This window comes from Pantoea sp. C1E2, assembly GCF_056491465.1.
The window spans coordinates 963783-981390 of the sequence record NZ_JBSZHT010000002.1 but is presented as its reverse complement, the minus strand read 5'-3'; the positions used below and the strand labels follow the sequence as shown (position 1 = coordinate 981390).

14 protein-coding genes are annotated in these 17608 nt (G+C 53.6%); 2 read left to right on the top strand and 12 right to left on the bottom strand.

The window, feature by feature from the left end; translation table 11 throughout:
- Window positions 1-19 precede the first annotated feature (19 nt).
- Window positions 20-889, top strand: a complete 870-nt coding sequence (gene apaH, locus ACXI0A_RS04715; protein WP_476150134.1) for a bis(5'-nucleosyl)-tetraphosphatase (symmetrical) ApaH — start codon at window positions 20-22, stop codon at window positions 887-889.
- 177 nt (window positions 890-1066) lie between these two features.
- Here the strand turns inward: apaH and folA are convergent, their stop codons facing one another.
- The 10 genes from folA to ribF all read right to left on the bottom strand — a co-directional run bounded on the left by folA (window position 1067) and on the right by ribF (window position 14809).
- On the bottom strand, window positions 1067-1546 hold the full coding sequence (folA, locus tag ACXI0A_RS04710; RefSeq protein ID WP_200574533.1) for a type 3 dihydrofolate reductase: 480 nt from the start codon (window positions 1544-1546) through the stop codon (window positions 1067-1069).
- A gap of 287 nt (window positions 1547-1833) precedes the next feature.
- Entirely contained in the window at window positions 1834-2976 is a 1143-nt protein-coding gene (locus ACXI0A_RS04705) for a porin (protein ID WP_224932460.1), read from the bottom strand.
- A 241-nt stretch (window positions 2977-3217) separates the two neighbouring features.
- Window positions 3218-6442: a carbamoyl-phosphate synthase large subunit gene (carB, locus tag ACXI0A_RS04700; protein ID WP_224932459.1), complete on the bottom strand. Its 3225-nt coding sequence runs from the start codon at window positions 6440-6442 to the stop codon at window positions 3218-3220.
- A 13-nt stretch (window positions 6443-6455) separates the two neighbouring features.
- Complete coding sequence (gene carA, locus ACXI0A_RS04695; RefSeq protein ID WP_224932458.1) at window positions 6456-7604, bottom strand: glutamine-hydrolyzing carbamoyl-phosphate synthase small subunit; 1149 nt, start codon at window positions 7602-7604, stop codon at window positions 6456-6458.
- Between the two features lie 469 nt (window positions 7605-8073).
- Complete coding sequence (gene dapB, locus ACXI0A_RS04690) at window positions 8074-8889, bottom strand: 4-hydroxy-tetrahydrodipicolinate reductase (protein ID WP_476150137.1); 816 nt, start codon at window positions 8887-8889, stop codon at window positions 8074-8076.
- A 223-nt stretch (window positions 8890-9112) separates the two neighbouring features.
- Window positions 9113-10066, bottom strand: a complete 954-nt coding sequence (ispH, locus tag ACXI0A_RS04685; protein WP_224932456.1) for a 4-hydroxy-3-methylbut-2-enyl diphosphate reductase — start codon at window positions 10064-10066, stop codon at window positions 9113-9115.
- Window positions 10047-10517 (bottom strand): FKBP-type peptidyl-prolyl cis-trans isomerase, encoded by a 471-nt coding sequence (gene fkpB / locus ACXI0A_RS04680; protein WP_224932455.1) that lies wholly within the window; start codon window positions 10515-10517, stop codon window positions 10047-10049. The genes ispH and fkpB overlap by 20 nt, the downstream gene beginning before the upstream one ends.
- 3 nt (window positions 10518-10520) lie before the next feature.
- Complete coding sequence (gene lspA, locus ACXI0A_RS04675; protein WP_224932454.1) at window positions 10521-11024, bottom strand: signal peptidase II; 504 nt, start codon at window positions 11022-11024, stop codon at window positions 10521-10523.
- A complete protein-coding gene (ileS, locus tag ACXI0A_RS04670; protein WP_476150140.1) occupies window positions 11024-13843 on the bottom strand; it encodes an isoleucine--tRNA ligase in 2820 nt (939 codons plus the stop codon). The genes lspA and ileS overlap by 1 nt, the downstream gene beginning before the upstream one ends.
- A 27-nt stretch (window positions 13844-13870) precedes the next feature.
- The gene (gene ribF / locus ACXI0A_RS04665) at window positions 13871-14809 is read right to left on the bottom strand and encodes a bifunctional riboflavin kinase/FAD synthetase (protein ID WP_058959365.1); all 939 of its coding nucleotides are present in this window, start codon (window positions 14807-14809) and stop codon (window positions 13871-13873) included.
- Between the two features lie 318 nt (window positions 14810-15127).
- On the opposite strand from ribF, the gene rpsT reads away from it, so the two are divergent.
- Complete coding sequence (gene rpsT, locus ACXI0A_RS04660; RefSeq protein WP_034826107.1) at window positions 15128-15391, top strand: 30S ribosomal protein S20; 264 nt, start codon at window positions 15128-15130, stop codon at window positions 15389-15391.
- Window positions 15392-15443: 52 nt separating this feature from the next.
- On the opposite strand, the gene nhaR is transcribed toward rpsT, so the two are convergent.
- Together nhaR and nhaA are read right to left on the bottom strand one after the other, a co-directional pair.
- A complete protein-coding gene (gene nhaR / locus ACXI0A_RS04655) occupies window positions 15444-16346 on the bottom strand; it encodes a transcriptional activator NhaR (protein WP_224932452.1) in 903 nt (300 codons plus the stop codon).
- 33 nt (window positions 16347-16379) lie between these two features.
- Window positions 16380-17558: a Na+/H+ antiporter NhaA gene (gene nhaA, locus ACXI0A_RS04650; protein ID WP_224932451.1), complete on the bottom strand. Its 1179-nt coding sequence runs from the start codon at window positions 17556-17558 to the stop codon at window positions 16380-16382.
- Between the last annotated feature and the right edge of the window lie 50 nt (window positions 17559-17608).

Sequence of the window (17608 nt, the reverse complement as noted above, 5' to 3'; positions counted from 1 at the left end):
TTTTGATCGGACTGACGTAATGAGTACATACCTGATTGGCGATATTCACGGCTGTTATGACGAGCTACGTGCGCTGCTGGCGCAGGTTGATTTCGATCCACAGCAAGACGAGCTTTGGTTAACTGGCGACCTGGTCGCGCGTGGCCCGGGCTCGCTCGATGTGCTGCGCTACGTGAAATCGCTGGGGGATTGCGTGCGCCTCGTGCTCGGCAATCACGATCTGCATCTGCTGGCGGTCTATGCCGGCATCAGCCGTAATAAACCCAAAGATCGCCTGACGCCTCTGCTGGAAGCACACGATGCGGATGAGCTGATCAACTGGTTACGTCGCCAGCCGCTGCTACAAGTGGATGAAGATAAAAAGCTGTTGATGGCTCACGCGGGTATCACGCCGCAGTGGGATCTCGACACCGCAAAACTCTGTGCTCGTGAAGTCGAAGCCGTGCTGGCCAGCGACACCTATCCGCTGTTCCTGGATGCGATGTACGGCGATATGCCGAACAACTGGACGCCGGAACTGAGTGGGTTGGCGCGTCTGCGCTTCAGTACTAATGCCCTGACGCGTATGCGCTTCTGCTTCCCCAACGGTCAGTTGGATATGATCTGCAAAGAAGCCCCAAACTCTGCTCCACCGCCGCTGAAACCCTGGTTCCTTGTTGCGAGCAAGATCGGTAGCGAATATACGCAGGTGTTTGGCCACTGGGCCTCTCTGGAAGGCAAAGGGACACCTGAACACATCATCGGACTGGATACCGGCTGCTGTTGGGGCGGCACGTTGACGCTGCTGCACTGGGAATCGCAACGCTATTATGTGCAGGCCTCCAATCGTGAAAAGGCGATGGCAGAGAGTGCCGCCAGCGCGCATCCGCCTTTGAGTGACATGCATTAAAAAAACTCGCCCCATTAAGCGACATGTCATAAACAAAAAGCCCCGCAATGTGAGCGGGGCTTTTTTCATTCGCTGTAAATAATGATCCTGATATTTCCCGGTCGCCATAAATGGCGACACTACGACGAAATGACACGATTTTCGTAGGTTGCGAACTAATACGCACCGGGACCAGCATCAACGGCGATCTAAAATCTCAAAGCAGTAACTGTGCGAATTCTGAGCATCGGCGTCATGGAACTCACTAAAGGTCGACTGCCATTCATCCGGCTCGTAGTCCGGGAATTGCGTATCGCCTTCGACTTCGGCATCAATGTGCGTCAGATACAAACGATCGGCACGCGCCAGCATCTGTTCGTAAACTCGACCACCACCGATCACCATCATCTCTTCCACGTCGCCCGCCGCTTTCACCGCTTCGTCCAGTGAAGTGACCCAGGTGACGCCATCGTGCGTACCCGGCTGGCTGCTCACCACAATATTTAAGCGTCCCGGTAACGGGCGGCCAATGGATTCAAAGGTCAGACGCCCCATAATGACAGGTTTATTCAGAGTGTTACGTTTGAACCAGGCCAAATCTGCTGGCAGGTTCCATGGCATGGCGTTTTCCATACCGATAATGCGATCGGCTGCCAGTGCTGCGATCAGACTAATCATGTTAAAAGACCTACAGGAAAAAAATTGGCGCAATGATACGTAAAGGCGAAAGTTTCGTCGATAGGCCGACCCCGCTATTTGCGTAAAGCTCCTATGCGACCGCATTTTTGTTATTGGACAGAGTTTTACACCGACTTTCCCACCATAGTTGGGAATAGACGCCAGATTAATCCAGTAGAACGCTACAACTCAGGGTGAAATGAGGCTTTGACGTGATGGAGTGTAAAGAAAACCGCACTGTCTGCGACAAAGAAAAACGGCTCCCTTAGGAGCCGTTGTCACATCGATTAGAAATCGTAGCGCAGACGCACCAGGTTCATGTTACCCAGTGATTTGTCGGTGCTTGAGGTGATTACGTATTCGTAATCCACCTGGAAACCATAATCGAGTTTGGTGCTGATACCAACGCCATTGTCGATACGCTTGTAGTTACGTCCATTGACGAACTCCAGACGGTCGCCCATGAAGTAAGGCTGGATAGACTTGACCGCATACTGATCGATAGCGAATTTGTAGCCAGCGAAGTACTCCACGCCCCACGCATCATCGGCGAAGTAGTTGTTAACGGTGTTCTTCTTGGTTGGTGAGAAGTTCTGATACCAGCCAGCACCTGCAGACAGCGTCCAGTTATCCGGGGTCCAGCTCAACGCGGTACCGTAGATGTTCTGATCGTAGTCTTTGCTTTCACCGGTGCCTGGGTTATGAATATCCGCACGGGTGTAGTTCCACGCGGTACCCCATGCCAGATCTTTGGTGATGTGATAGTTCACACCCAGTGAGCCGCCACCTTTACGCTTGTAACGCAGGCCGTTGCCCGGCAGGTAGTTGTTATCTTCAAACAGGTATGAAGCGTAAACATCAACGTCGCCGAAGGTATTTTTGTACTTCAGCATCTTACGTGAGCGGTATGAACCGTCGTAGTCACCGTTGATACCGTTGCCCGGTGCCTGAGCTAACATGTCGTAGTCCCAGATATCGGTCTTCGCGCCGACCACATCATAGTAAACGCTGTTCTGTTGACCAAAGGTCAGCTGACCCCAGGTTTTGCTTTTCAGACCGGTGTAGAGCTGACGACGCGTGGTGTTGTTCTGGCCATCGGCATAGTGGTTATCCCAACCCCACCAGGCCGGGAAGTTGACGCCCAGCTCGTAGTAGCTGACCCAGCTGATGTCATCAAACAGATAGTAATCAGCGGAGAAACGGAAACGTGAACCGCCATCGTAGCCGTTACGTTTGTACGATTGGTCACTGACACCAGCCTGATGCTGGAACTGAGGACGAATACTGCCGCCCACTTTGAAATCAAGACGGCTAAGGGGATCGCCTGCCTGCGGATCCTGCTTCAACAGGGTAATTTCCGCCTGGCTGGCGAGAGGCGCAGCAACTAATAACGCAGCCACTGCGCTGAGGGTGAAAGCACGCATTTTCATTTTTTATATCCCAGTTAAGGTGAGCGCTCTATTAATGAGCGTCCGAGATAGTAAGGTGCGCTTACCGGGATCGTATTTATAAATTTGTGCGAATAATCCGACATGTAACCAGTACCGCATCAACTGATAAAAACTATGTCAAATCAATAGATTTTTCACACCTAAGCTTATTCAACCAGCGATAAACAGGCGAAAAAAAACGGCCCCCTGAGGAGCCGTTATTAGTCGATCAACTTATTGATTAGCCTTTGATTAGGGCATGCATTTCCTGCACTGAAATGACTTTCTCAGTAGGATCCGCATTCAGTGACATCGCGGTGGCAAAACCACCGTTCAGCGTGGTGTCATAATGCACTTTATATTGCAGCGCACTGCGGCGAATCAGTTTCGAATCTTCAATCGCCTGACGACCTGCGGTGGTATTGACGATGTAGGTGTATTCGCCATTCTTCAGACGGTCCTGAATGTGCGGACGACCTTCATGCACCTTGTTAACCAGACGTGGGTTAATGCCTGCTTCACCCAGCACCACAGCGGTACCGTGCGTCGCATCCAACTCAAAGCCTAACTTCTGCAGTTTCGCCGCCAGGTCAACGATACGTTTCTTATCGCCTTCACGCACTGACAGCAGCGCACGACCGGTTTTCTTCATGTTGCTCTGCGCACCCAGCATCGCTTTTGAGAATGCTTCTGCGAAGGTACGACCGACACCCATGACTTCGCCGGTAGAACGCATCTCTGGGCCAAGAATCGGGTCAACGCCCTGGAACTTGTTGAACGGCAGCACCACTTCTTTCACAGAGTAGTAAGGTGGAATCACTTCTTCCGTCACACCCTGCTCGGCCAGCGTTTTACCTGCCATCACGCGTGCAGCCACTTTCGCCAGCGGTACGCCTGTTGCTTTAGACACGAACGGTACGGTACGCGCGGCACGTGGGTTTACTTCAATCAGGTAAACTTCGTTGTCTTTAACCGCAAACTGCACGTTCATCAAACCACGGACGTTCAGCTCAAAGGCCAGTTTCTCAACCTGCTGACGCATCACGTTCTGAATCTCAGTGCTCAGCGTGTAAGCCGGCAGTGAACATGCAGAGTCACCGGAGTGAACACCCGCTTGCTCGATGTGCTCCATGATGCCGCCAATCAGCACACGCTCACCGTCGCAAATCGCATCGACGTCCACTTCGACGGCATCATCCAGGAAGCGATCCAGTAACACTGGCGCATCGTTGGAAACGGAAACGGCGTTCTGGAAGTAGCGCTTCAGATCGATTTCGTCGTACACGATTTCCATCGCGCGGCCGCCCAGTACATAAGAAGGACGCACCACCAGCGGATAACCGATACCGGCCGCTTTCTCAACCGCTTGCTCCAGCGTCGCCACCGTGGCGTTCGCCGGCTGCTTCAGGCTCAGACGATCCACCGCCTGCTGGAAACGCTCGCGGTCTTCTGCACGGTCAATCGCATCCGGGCTGGTACCAATGACCGGCACACCCGCCGCTTCTAACGCACGCGCCAGCTTCAGCGGAGTCTGGCCACCGTACTGCACGATAACGCCCTTAGGCTTCTCGATGCGCACGATTTCCAGCACGTCTTCCAGCGTGACCGGTTCAAAGTACAGACGGTCAGAGGTGTCGTAGTCGGTTGAAACGGTTTCCGGGTTACAGTTCACCATAATGGTTTCGTAACCGTCTTCGCGCAGCGCCAATGCCGCATGGACACAGCAGTAATCGAACTCGATACCCTGGCCGATACGGTTTGGACCACCACCCAGAATCATGATTTTGTCACGGTCCTGGTTTGGATTGGCTTCGCACTCTTCTTCATAGGTGGAGTACATGTACGCGGTATCGGTAGAGAACTCCGCCGCACAGGTATCCACGCGCTTGTAAACCGGGTGCAGGTTGAACTGTTGACGCAGCTTGCGGATTTCGCTTTCCGCCACGCCAGCCAGTGCTGCCAGACGCACGTCTGCGAAGCCTTTACGCTTCAGCGCACGCAGGAAGTCCGCATTCAGTGAGTTCACACCTTCACGCGCCACCTGCTCTTCCAGACGCACCAGTTCTTCGATTTGCACCAGGAACCAGCGGTCGATGTTGGTCAGGTTGAACACGCCATCCACCGACATACCGGCACGGAACGCATCAGCGATGTACCAGATACGGTCAGAACCGGCATCTTTCAATTCGCGACGGATACGGGTTAAGGCTTCGGCATCATCCAGATCCACTTTCGGGTCGAAGCCGTTAGCACCCACTTCCAGGCCGCGCAGCGCTTTCTGCATCGATTCCTGGAAGGTACGGCCAATCGCCATCACTTCACCGACAGATTTCATCTGCGTGGTCAGACGGTCATTCGCACCGGCAAACTTCTCGAAGTTGAAGCGGGGAATCTTGGTCACAACATAATCGATTGACGGCTCAAACGACGCTGGCGTACGACCACCAGTGATGTCGTTCATCAGCTCATCAAGGGTGAAGCCCACCGCCAGTTTCGCCGCGACTTTCGCAATCGGGAAACCGGTCGCTTTCGAAGCCAGCGCAGAAGAGCGCGACACGCGTGGGTTCATTTCGATAACAATCAAACGACCATCTTTCGGGTTCACCGAGAACTGAACGTTCGAACCGCCGGTTTCGACGCCGATTTCACGCAGTACCGCCAGCGAGGCGTTACGCATGATTTGATATTCTTTATCGGTCAGCGTCTGTGCTGGCGCGACGGTGATGGAGTCACCGGTATGAATACCCATCGCATCGAAGTTTTCGATCGAGCAGACGATGATGCAGTTGTCGTTTTTATCACGCACCACTTCCATCTCGTACTCTTTCCAGCCAATCAGCGACTCATCAATCAGCAGCTCATTGGTAGGCGACAAGTCGAGACCACGCTCGCAAATCTCTTCGAACTCTTCACGGTTATAAGCGATACCGCCACCGGTGCCGCCCATGGTAAAGGAAGGACGAATGATGCATGGGAAGCCTACGTCTTCGGCCACGGCCAGCGCTTCTTCCATGGTATGCGCGATACCCGAACGGGCAGTGCCCAGACCGATGCTTTTCATCGCCACGTCGAAACGGCGGCGATCTTCGGCTTTATCAATGGCATCTGCGGTCGCACCAATCATGGTGACGCCGAACTCAGCCAGCACACCATGACGCTCCAGCTCGAGCGCACAGTTCAGTGCAGTCTGGCCACCCATGGTCGGCAGCACCGCGTCCGGGCGCTCTTTTTCGATAATTTTGCGTACCACTTCCCAGTGAATCGGCTCGATATAGGTCGCATCGGCCATTTCCGGGTCGGTCATGATAGTTGCCGGGTTGGAGTTCACCAGAATGACGCGGTAACCCTCTTCACGCAGCGCTTTACACGCCTGCGCACCGGAGTAGTCAAATTCACATGCCTGGCCGATAACGATCGGGCCAGCGCCAAGGATCAGGATGGATTTTATGTCTGTACGTTTTGGCATCGTGGGCTCCTGATTACTTCGCGTTAGAACGGTAAGCTTCGATCAGTTCGATAAAGTGATCGAACAGTGGCGCCGCATCGTGCGGGCCGGGGCTCGCTTCAGGGTGTCCCTGGAAGCTGAAGGCCGGTTTGTCGGTGCGGTGGATACCCTGCACAGTCTGGTCGAACAGTGACACATGGGTCACACGCAGGTTGGCCGGTAACTGGCTGTCATCGACGGCAAAACCGTGGTTCTGCGCGGTAATCATCACGACATTGTTGTCGAGATCTTTGACCGGGTGGTTACCGCCATGGTGGCCGAGTTTCATCTTCACGGTTTTCGCACCGCTTGCCAGCGCCAGCAACTGATGGCCGAGGCAGATACCGAACACCGGAACGTCGGTTTTCAGGAAAGCCTGAATCGCGTTGATGGCGTAATCGCACGGCTCCGGGTCACCAGGACCGTTCGACAGGAAGATGCCATCTGGATTCAAAGCCAGCACTTCTTCTGCAGTGGTTTTGGCCGGAACAACCGTTAAACGGCAGCCGCGATCCACCAGCATGCGCAGAATGTTGCGCTTAGCGCCGAAGTCATAGGCGACAACATGGAACGGCAGCTCTGCGGCAGTTTTCTGCTCAGGCAAATCACCTTCCAGTGTCCAGCTACCCTGCTGCCACGCGTAAGTTTCCGCGGTGGTCACTTCTTTCGCCAGGTCCATGCCTTTTAAGCCCGGGAACGCCTGCGCTTTTTGCAGCGCCAGCGCCGCATCCGGATTATCACCCGCGATAATGCAGCCGCTCTGTGCGCCCTTCTCGCGCAGCAAACGGGTCAGTTTGCGCGTATCGATATCGGCGATGCCAACAATGTTATTGCGCTGCAAGTAAGCTGACAGGCTTTCTTCACTGCGGAAGTTGCTGGTGATCAGCGGCAGGTCGCGAATAACGAGGCCTTGAGCATGGATTTGGCTGGATTCTTCATCGGCGGCGTTAACGCCAACATTGCCGATATGGGGATAAGTGAGGGTAACGATTTGGCGGGAATAGGAAGGATCAGTGAGGATTTCTTGATAACCAGTCATTGACGTGTTGAAAACGACTTCCCCCACTGCCGACCCCGTTGCCCCGATGGCCCGACCGTGGAATTGGGTTCCGTCTTCCAGAACCAAGAGCGCTGACTTAATCAAAACATCCTCCAGGGAATAAACAGTCACAATATTTGCATATTAATTCAAAATACATGCCCGAATCAATGCAAAATCCGCCTGAATGCTCGAATTTTGGCAAATTGCGCGCATTCTAATGATCGACCTCTGGCTTGTCTACCCTGAGTGGCTATTTTTTTGTATTTTTAGGGCGGTTCAATGTTAAAAACTGAGAAAAGGGATAAAAGAACAGGAAAAGTGAGAAAAATAAACGGTTGCTTAGCGGCGATAATCGTAAAGTCGTGCTACGCCGCTTAAATTTTTGACCAAATGGTCAAAATTAGCTATTACCTAACAGAAAAACACACACTAACACCAACAAACAAGCACTACGATGAAATATGGACACCAAGCGTTAATTTATACATAAAATAAAGGGCAATGATCACATTGCCCTATTCAATCAACATCTTACCGATTGAAATAACCACATCACGATGGCTCACAACACTCACAACATCGATAAATCCAGCACATCACGCATATCATAAAGGCCAGATTTTTTGTCTTTCAACCAACTTGCTGCCTTAACCGCGCCATTGGCAAAGGTCATGCGGCTGGAAGCCTTATGGGTAATCTCTACACGCTCGCCAATATCTGCAAACATCGCGGTATGCTCACCGACGATATCGCCTGCGCGCACGGTAGCAAAACCGATGGTCTGCGCTTTACGCTCGCCCGTATGGCCTTCACGGGCATACACCGCGTGTTCATCCAGATTCCAGCTCATCGCATCGGCAATCGCTTCACCCATGGCTAATGCAGTACCTGATGGTGCATCAACTTTATGACGGTGGTGTGCCTCAACGATTTCAATATCAGCATACTCACCCATCACTTTGGCCGCCTGCTGTAACAGATTCAGCACCAGGTTCACACCCACACTAAAGTTGGCGGCGAACACAATGCCAATCTCTTCGGCTGCGGCGCGAATCGCTTCTTTGCCCGCTTCATCAAAGCCGGTCGTGCCAATCACCATTGCCTTATGGTGCTGTCGGCAGAAGGCCAGATACTCCAGCGTGCCTTCCGGACGGGTGAAATCGATCAACACATCAAAATCATCGACCACTTTCAGCAAATCGTCAGTGACCGTCACTCCGATTTTTCCAATGCCAGCCAGTTCGCCAGCATCTGAGCCCAGCAGAGAAGAACCGCTGCGCGCCAGTGCCGCGCCTAACGCCACGCCATCTGCTTGCTGCGCGGCCTGAATCAAATTGCGTCCCATGCGACCCGGCGCACCAACGATAGCAATGCGGATATCACTCATAATTATTCATTCCTGATACAAATCTATGCATGCAAAGCGTAAACAGGTTAACGATCCGATAACTGTCACGCCACAATAATAAAGGGATATAAGAATTTTATGCCAGCCGCTAAACATTATCAGTAAATGCAATCCCATCTGCTGGAAATGGGTTTTTATGGCTGGCTGCAGATAAAGAAAAGGCCGAACAATGTCGGCCTGATTTTGTAACGGAAGTCTCCGCTTACTGCACGTTACGCACTTCGACGCGCAACTCTTTCGGCACTTCAAACACGATGTTCTCTTCGCGACCAATCAGCTCAATCGCCGCTTCACCGCCATACTCTTTCAAGCGCTGAATCACCTGCTGCACTAAAATATCCGGTGCCGAGGCGCCCGCTGTGACACCGATGATCTGCTTGTCTTTGACCCACTCTTCCTGAATGTCATCCGCTGAATCAATCAGCTTCGCCAGTTTGCCCGCACGCTGCGCCAGTTCGGCCAGACGGTTGGAGTTGGAGGAGTTTTTCGAACCAACCACCAGCACCACTTCCGCATCACGCGCCAGAACGCGTACCGCTTCCTGACGGTTGGTGGTCGCATAGCAGATGTCGTCTTTACGCGGGCCGATAATCGCCGGGAAGCGTTGGCGCAGTGCATCAATCACTTCCGAGGTATCATCAACCGACAAGGTAGTCTGCGTCATAAAACACAGATTACCTTCATCTTTGACGTTCAGCTTAAACACATCTTCCGGCGATTCCACCAGGTACATGCCACCGTTGGGGTTGTTGTACTGCCCCATGGTGCCTTCCACTTCCGGGTGACCCGCATGACCAATCAGAATGGCTTCCACACCTTTACGGCTGGCACGCGCCACTTCCATATGCACCTTGGTCACCAGTGGACAGGTGGCATCGAACAGCATAGTGAGATTGCGCGCTTTCGCTTCCGCACGAACAGCCTGAGAAACCCCATGTGCGGAGAAGATCAGGATGGCGTTATCTGGCACTTCGCTGATCTCTTCGATAAAAATCGCACCACGATCGCGCAGGCTGCTCACCACGTAGCGGTTATGCACCACTTCATGACGCACGTAGATTGGCGCGCCGTACATCTCCAGCGCGCGTTCCACAATACTGATGGCGCGATCCACGCCTGCACAGAAACCGCGAGGGTTAGCTAACAGGATTTGCATCGCTGGCCTCCAGTACCGGATCAATCTCCAGCACTTCAATTTCAAACTGAATGCGCTGACCGGCCAGTGGATGATTGAAATCGACGGTGATTGAATCACCCGAAATCTCGCGGATCACACCTGGCATCTCGCTACCACCTCTGCCGCTAAACAGCATAATGGCGCCCACTTCCGGCTCTCCGGCATCGTTAAAGTCACGGCGCGAAAAGTACTGAACCAGGTCCGGGCTGATGCCGCCAAAGGCATCATCAGGTGCCAGCGTAAAAGCGTGCTTATCGCCCACTTTACGCCCCACCAATTCCTTCTCCAGCGCCTCTGACAGGCTGCCATCACCCAGACAGAACAGCGCAGGTTTGCCGTTGGCACGCGTGGATTCGGCCGTTGAGCCATCTTCCAGCTTGAGTGTGAAATGCACCAGCAACGCGCTATCGCGCTGTACGGACTCAGTCATTTGTTACCCTTTCTCTTTGACCTGTTTGTCTTTCGGGGTGAGGAAACCTTCCAGCACCACCAACGCTGCACCAATACAGATGCCGCAGTCAGCGATGTTAAAGGTGGCGAAATGCCAGTCACCAACGTAGAAGTCGATGAAATCCACCACGAAGCCGTGATAAGCACGGTCAAACAGGTTACCCAACGCCCCGCCGATTATCAGCGCGTAGGCAATATTGGTTAGTTTGTTACTTGCGCGGTTGCGATACATCATCACCACCAGCGCGACCACAATCGCAATCGCGATGCCGGCGAAGAACCAACGCTGCCAACCGCCTTTGTCCGCCAGGAAGCTGAACGCTGCACCATAGTTATGCGCATAGAACAGATTCAGAAACGGAATCAGCGGTTTGGTTTCGTGCAGCATCATGTTGTTCATGATCCACTGCTTGCTGGCGAAATCGATCACGATCACCACCAGCACCAACCACAGCCAACGCAATCCGGTAGAGCAGAGTTTACTCATCAGGCAAATTTCCGCACTTCACCGTTGCCGGCTACGTTGGTGTAACAACGTCCACAGACCGCAGCATGCTCCGCATTCTGGCCGACGTCAGTAGTGTAATGCCAGCAGCGCGGACATTTCTCGCCTTCTGCTTTGTGCAGTGCGATTTTCAGACCTTTCAGTACTTCGCTCTGCTGTGCTTCATCGCTGGCAGTGGCGTAGTCCGCCACCGTTGCGCCGGAAGTCAGCAATACAAAGCGCAGTTCATCGCCCAGCGCCTGCAGTTTGGCCGCCAGTTCAGCGTCCGCGTACAAGGTCACCGTGGCTTCCAGTGCGCCACCGATACGTTTATCGCTACGTGCCTGCTCGATCACTTTGTTGACTTCGCCGCGCACTTTCAGCAGGTCATCCCAGTAAGCGTCGTTCAGTGCTTCGTTATCCGCCAGACCAAACAGGCCTTCATACCACTCTTCAGTGAACACATACTTCGCGCGCTCACCTGGCAGGTAGCCCCAGATTTCATCAGCAGTGAAGGACATGATCGGCGCCATCCAGCGCACCAGCGCTTCAACGATATGCCACAGCGCGGTCTGGCAGCTGCGGCGTGCCAGGCTGTCACCTTTGGCGGTGTACTGACGATCTTTGATCACATCAAGATAGAACGAGCCCATTTCGATGGAGCAGAAGTGCATCAGACGCTGCACCACTTCATGGAAATCATAGTTCTCGTAAGACTGGACGATGTCCTGCTGTGCGGCGAGTGCACGACCTACCGCCCAACGATCCACCACCACCATCTCTTCTGGTTTCACGCAATCGGTCGCCGGGTTGAAGCCCGCGAGGTTTGCCAGCAGGAAGCGTGCGGTGTTACGGATACGACGATAGCTGTCAGCAGCACGCTTCAGGATTTCGTCGGACACCGCCATCTCACCGGAGTAGTCAGTTGAGGCCACCCACAGACGCAGAATGTCCGCGCCCAGTTTGTCCATTACGTCCTGCGGTGCCACGGTGTTGCCGATGGATTTCGACATCTTGCGGCCCTGGCCGTCCACGGTGAAACCGTGCGTCAGTACCTGACGGTAAGGCGCTTTGCCTTTCATCGCCGTCGAGATCATCAGTGAAGACATGAACCAGCCGCGATGCTGATCCGAACCTTCCAGATACATATCCGGCGTATGGCCGCCAAACTCTGGACGCGCATCCACCACGGAGTAGCTGGTTGATCCTGAATCGAACCACACATCCAGTGTATCCGGCACTTTGACGTAGTGGTCAGCGTCGTCGCCCATCAGATCGCGCGGATCAAGATCCCACCACGCCTGAATGCCATCCTGCTCAACGCACTTCGCGACTTTCTCCATCAGCTCCAGCGTATCCGGATGCAGCTGCTCGGTCTCTTTATGCACGAACAGCGCCATTGGCACGCCCCACGTACGCTGACGTGAGATACACCAGTCTGGACGGTTCGCTACCATCGCTTCGATACGCGCCTGACCCCAGTCCGGGATCCACTGCACGCCTTTGATCTCTTTCAGCGACTGTGCACGCAGGCCTTTCTGATCCATGCTGATGAACCACTGTGGGGTGGCACGGAAGATGATTGGGGTTTTGTGACGCCAGCAGTGTGGATAGCTGTGCAGCAGTTTCTCAACGTGCAGCAGTGCGCCTTTCTCTTTCAGCAGCTCAACGATCATGTCGTTGGCTTTGAACACATTCACACCATCCAGCGTTGGATAGGTGCCTGGCAGGAACGCGCCATCCGGACCGACTGGGTTAGCCGTTTCCAGACCGTATTTCTGGCCGATCACATAGTCATCCGGGCCGTGGCCTGGCGCCGTGTGTACTGCACCGGTACCCGCTTCCAGCGTAACGTGCTCGCCCAATACGACTTTGGATTGAATCTGCTCGAGGAACGGATGCTGGAACAGCTGCAGCTCAAGTGCCGCACCGTTGCATTCGCCCAGCACTTTCCACTCAGCGATGCCCGCGCGCTTCATCACACCCTCAACCATCTCTTTGGCGAGGATCAAGCTGCGGCCTTCGATTTGCAGCAACTGGTATTCGAACTCAGGATGCAGTGAGATACCGCGGTTGGCTGGCATGGTCCACGGGGTGGTGGTCCAGATCACCAGAGAAACCGGGCCTTCAGAGGCTGCAACGCCAAACTTCGCGCGCACCGCATCGGCATCGACGGCGTTAAACATCACGTCGATAGATGGGGAAGTTTTGTCGTAGTACTCGACTTCTGCTTCAGCCAGCGCCGAGCGGCAATCCATGCACCAGTGCACTGGCTTCGCGCCTTTGTGCAGGTGGCCGTTGCCGATGATTTTACTCAGGGCACGAATAATGTTGGCTTCGGTTTTGAAGTCCATGGTCAGGTAAGGACGATCCCAGTCGCCCAGCACGCCGAGACGGATGAAGTCTTTCTTCTGGCCTTCAACCTGTTCAGCAGCGTAGTTGCGGCAGGCGGCACGGAATTCCGCTGCGGAGACTTTCTCGCCTGGCTTACCGATCATCTGCTCAACTTTGTGCTCGATAGGCAAACCGTGGCAGTCCCAACCCGGCACATACGGCGAGTCATAGCCCGCCATGCCTTTCGACTTAACGATAATGTCTTTCAGAATCTTGTTAACGGAGTGACCAATATGAATGCTGCCGTTCGCGTAAGGAGGGCCATCATGCAAAATAAAGGTTTTTTTCCCTTTTTTGGCTTCGCGGATGATGCCGTACAGGTTGTCATCAGTCCAACGTTGCAGCATTCCCGGTTCGCGTTTGGCCAGATCGCCACGCATCGGGAACCCCGTTTCCGGCAAATTCAGGGTAGATTTATAGTCACTCATCAGATTCTCGGTTCCGTATTTCGGTCATTAAGCCGGTGCGTTAAGCCCAAAAAATTGGCGGGCCGTCACCACATCTTTCGCAATTTGTTCTTTCAACGCGTCCAGCGAAGCGAAACGCTGTTCGTCGCGAATCTTCTGTTTCAGCACCACCTCAATGTGGTGGCCATAAAGATTCATGTGTGTGTCAAGCAGGTGAACTTCAAGCTGCTGACGCAGACCTTTTACTGTCGGACGTGTACCAATGTTGGCCACGCCGGCTATAGGCTTGTCACCAAGGCCTAAAACTTCAACCGCAAACACGCCTTTTACCGGCGTTACTGTGCGGCGTAAGGGAATGTTCGCGGTAGGAAAACCAATAGTGCGCCCCAGTGCATCACCGTGCACCACGCGCCCTGAAATGCTGAATGGATGGCCAAGCAGCGCTTCCGCCTGCGCAAAATCATCCTGTGCCAGTGCCTGACGTACCGCCGTGCTGCTGATACGTGCACCGCCATCACAATAGGTCTGAGTGCTGATGACGTCGAAGCCATACTCAACACCGGCTTTCTGTAATAACAGGAAATCCCCCTGGCGACCAGCGCCGAAGCGGAAATCATCACCCACTGCGAGAAACTTCACGTTGAGCTTATCGACCAGCAGTTCGGCGATAAAACTTTGTGCGGAGTGCGCCGCAAAACGGCGATCAAAGCGGACACAGAGCACGGCATCAACGCCCGCCAGCTCCAGATATTTCAGCTTCTCGCGCAGACGTGTCAGGCGTGCCGGGGCTTTGTCACCGGCAAACAATTCAAGCGGTTGCGGCTCAAACAGCATCACCACCACCGGCAGGTTGCGTTGTCGTCCTTCAGCAATTAACTCCGCCATCAAGGCCTGGTGGCCGCGATGTACGCCGTCAAAATTGCCAATGGTCAGGACGCAGCCGCGATGCTGCTCTTTCAGATTATAAATACCGCGGATAAACTTCATGGCTGACTCAAACCGGTGGAAATCGGCGGATTATACCCTTGAATGGCCTTCAGGTTAACCCGTCTGCGTGCCTTTCCTGCGTATGGTGCGGCTTAAAGCGCACGCAACCCCTTGCTCAGGCAGGTAATGAAGATTTTTAGTGCGAAATACTGTATTCAGCGGCGTGTTGCTGGTAGAATCCTGCGCCATCAATTACGTAATCAAGTGCCGTTGCTAAAACGACGCTTATTTGCACAAATCCATTGACAAAAGAAGGCGCAAAAGGCATAGTCCTCGGCCTTTGATTTGTCCATATAGATCACATTTGGGAGTTGGACCTTGGCTAATATCAAATCAGCTAAGAAACGCGCCGTAACATCTGAGAAACGTCGCAAGCATAACGCGAGCAACCGTTCAATGATGCGTACTTTCATCAAGAAAGTATACGCGGCTATCGCAACAGGCGACAAAGCTGCTGCGCAGAACGCATTCAACGAAATGCAACCAATCGTGGACCGTCAGGCTGCTAAAGGTCTGATCCACAAAAACAAAGCTGCACGCCATAAAGCAAACCTGGCTGCTCAGATCACCAAACTGGCTTAATCGCCTGTTAGGTTATCGCTTTGTCGAAAGAACCGGCGCTTAGCCGGTTTTTTTATGCCTGCAATTTGGCATTAAACAGTGCGCTGAAATCACGATTACAAATGCGCTGTACCGCCGGATGTTGAATCATACGCTCGGCAAAAATCACGTGGTACTCTTCCATGACCGCCTCCAGACGCCCTATTTCACAAATCGTATCGTCACGATAGATCTCCGCTCCGTATAACGTCGGCGCAACGAAAATCGCGTTGTTCTGCGCACCAAAAGCCTTCATCAGGGCGGCATCATCAAACTCGCCAAGAATATCGATCTGCAACCCCTGGCTGTGAATCCAGTTCAGCAGCTTGCGGCCCAGCATCGACCGCCGTCCAGGAATTAACAGGCGACGCTGCTCTAAACACGCTGGAAAAGGACGATCAGGCAGCGGGGCGTTGCACCAGAAGCTAATCGGACATTCGCCGAGCTTCACGGAGAACAAACCTTCCTGCTGAGTAGAGTCGATTGGGCAATCCGATACAATCATATCGAGCTTGTGCTGACTCAGTTGCTCCAGCAACATCTCGTGCGTTGACTCGAAACAGCGCAGATGAATTTTCTCTTCCGCCACCACGGCCGCTTCAAGCACTTTGCTCACGAGTGGTTTCGATAATGCATCCGCCACCCCCACATCGAACAACAAATGTGACTCTTTGCGATAGTTAACGATATCCAGCATCTCCTGGCTGAGCATGAACATGCGATCGGCGTAGCGAAACACCAGCTGCCCGAGTTCATTGGGCACCAAACCACGCCCCTGGCGACGGAACAGCACGCCCCCCAGTTGCTCTTCCAGTGCTTTAATCTGCCCCGTCACCGTTTGTGGCGTCAGGCACAGGACATCAGCGGCGCGCACCACGGAGCCGGTTTTGCACACCTGCCAGAAATAGTAGAGATGATTGAAATTGAGCTGATTCATTATAAAAAAGGAGGCTTACGCCCCCTTCCCTGTTTATCGCAGTTTGATACGCAGCAGCGTGTAACCAATCACTGCGGACAGCACCGAGCCACTGAGGATACCGAGTTTCGAGAAGGTCACCAGTTGCTCATGTGCGGCGTCAAAGGCCAGCGAGCTGATGAAAATCGACATGGTGAAGCCAATACCGCACAGCACACCGATCGCCATGATGTCGCGTATGGCGGTGCCGTTCGGCAACACCGCCAGCCTCCACTTCACTGCCAGCCAGCAGAACAAGGTAATGCCCAGCGGTTTACCGATCAGCAAGCCGAGGATAATGCCCAGCGGCTCCGGTGACAGCACATCGCCGAAGGTAATGCCGCTTAAAGAGATACCAGCGTTAGCGAAAGCGAACAGCGGCAGGATCAACCAGTTCACCCAGGGCATCAAACCATGTGCCAGATGTTCTGCAGGCGAATGACCGTCCTTCTCTTCCAGTGGCACGAAGAAACCTACGATCACCCCTGCCAGCGTGGCATGCACGCCGGATTTGAGTACCGCCGTCCACAGCACCACACCCACCAGCATGTAAATCGCAATGTTACGCACACCGCAACGGTTTAATATCGCCAGCAATACGATTGCGCCGGCTGCGACGCTCAGCGACAGCACCGAGAGATCGCTGGTATAGAACAGCGCGATAATCACGATAGCGCCGAGGTCATCGATAATCGCCAGTGCCATCAGGAACACTTTCAACGCGGCGGGCACGCGGCTGCCGAGCAGCGCCAGGACGCCTAAAGCAAAGGCAATGTCAGTGGCGGTTGGGATTGCCCAGCCGTTACGAGCGATTTCATCAGCATGATTGAAACCGAAGAAAATCAGCCCGGGAACCACCATACCGCCGAGGGCGGCAATTACCGGGAAGATGGCACGGTCGCGACTGGCTAATTCACCAATCATCAGCTCACGCTTCACTTCAAGGCCGATTAACAAGAAGAACAATGCCATCAACGCATCATTGATCCACAGCAACAGGTTTTTGCTGATATCCAGTGCGCCAAAGCGAATTTGCACCGGCTCAGCGAGGAACGATTGATAACCTTGTGCGGTTTCTGCACTGTTGGCGAGAATCATCGCGGCAACAGCGGCAAGAATCAGCACGATGCCGTTGCTGGCATCACTCGCGATAAAGCTCTTCAGCAAGCTTCGAATACTACGGGGTTTGTTCACAACTCCTCCTGAGCAGGACAATTTTTAGCGGCTAGTTTAGCGGCGTAAAT

Bases quoted from the DNA above. Each gene is read 5' to 3' on its own strand.
- apaH (WP_476150134.1), top strand. From the start codon at position 20: ATGAGTACATACCTGATTGGCGATATTCACGGCTGTTATGACGAGCTA.
- folA (WP_200574533.1), bottom strand. From the start codon at position 1,546: ATGATTAGTCTGATCGCAGCACTGGCAGCCGATCGCATTATCGGTATG.
- ACXI0A_RS04705 (WP_224932460.1), bottom strand. From the start codon at position 2,976: ATGAAAATGCGTGCTTTCACCCTCAGCGCAGTGGCTGCGTTATTAGTT.
- carB (WP_224932459.1), bottom strand. From the start codon at position 6,442: ATGCCAAAACGTACAGACATAAAATCCATCCTGATCCTTGGCGCTGGC.
- dapB (WP_476150137.1), bottom strand. From the start codon at position 8,889: ATGAGTGATATCCGCATTGCTATCGTTGGTGCGCCGGGTCGCATGGGA.
- ispH (WP_224932456.1), bottom strand. From the start codon at position 10,066: ATGCAAATCCTGTTAGCTAACCCTCGCGGTTTCTGTGCAGGCGTGGAT.
- fkpB (WP_224932455.1), bottom strand. From the start codon at position 10,517: ATGACTGAGTCCGTACAGCGCGATAGCGCGTTGCTGGTGCATTTCACA.
- lspA (WP_224932454.1), bottom strand. From the start codon at position 11,024: ATGAGTAAACTCTGCTCTACCGGATTGCGTTGGCTGTGGTTGGTGCTG.
- ileS (WP_476150140.1), bottom strand. From the start codon at position 13,843: ATGAGTGACTATAAATCTACCCTGAATTTGCCGGAAACGGGGTTCCCG.
- ribF (WP_058959365.1), bottom strand. From the start codon at position 14,809: ATGAAGTTTATCCGCGGTATTTATAATCTGAAAGAGCAGCATCGCGGC.
- nhaR (WP_224932452.1), bottom strand. From the start codon at position 16,346: ATGAATCAGCTCAATTTCAATCATCTCTACTATTTCTGGCAGGTGTGC.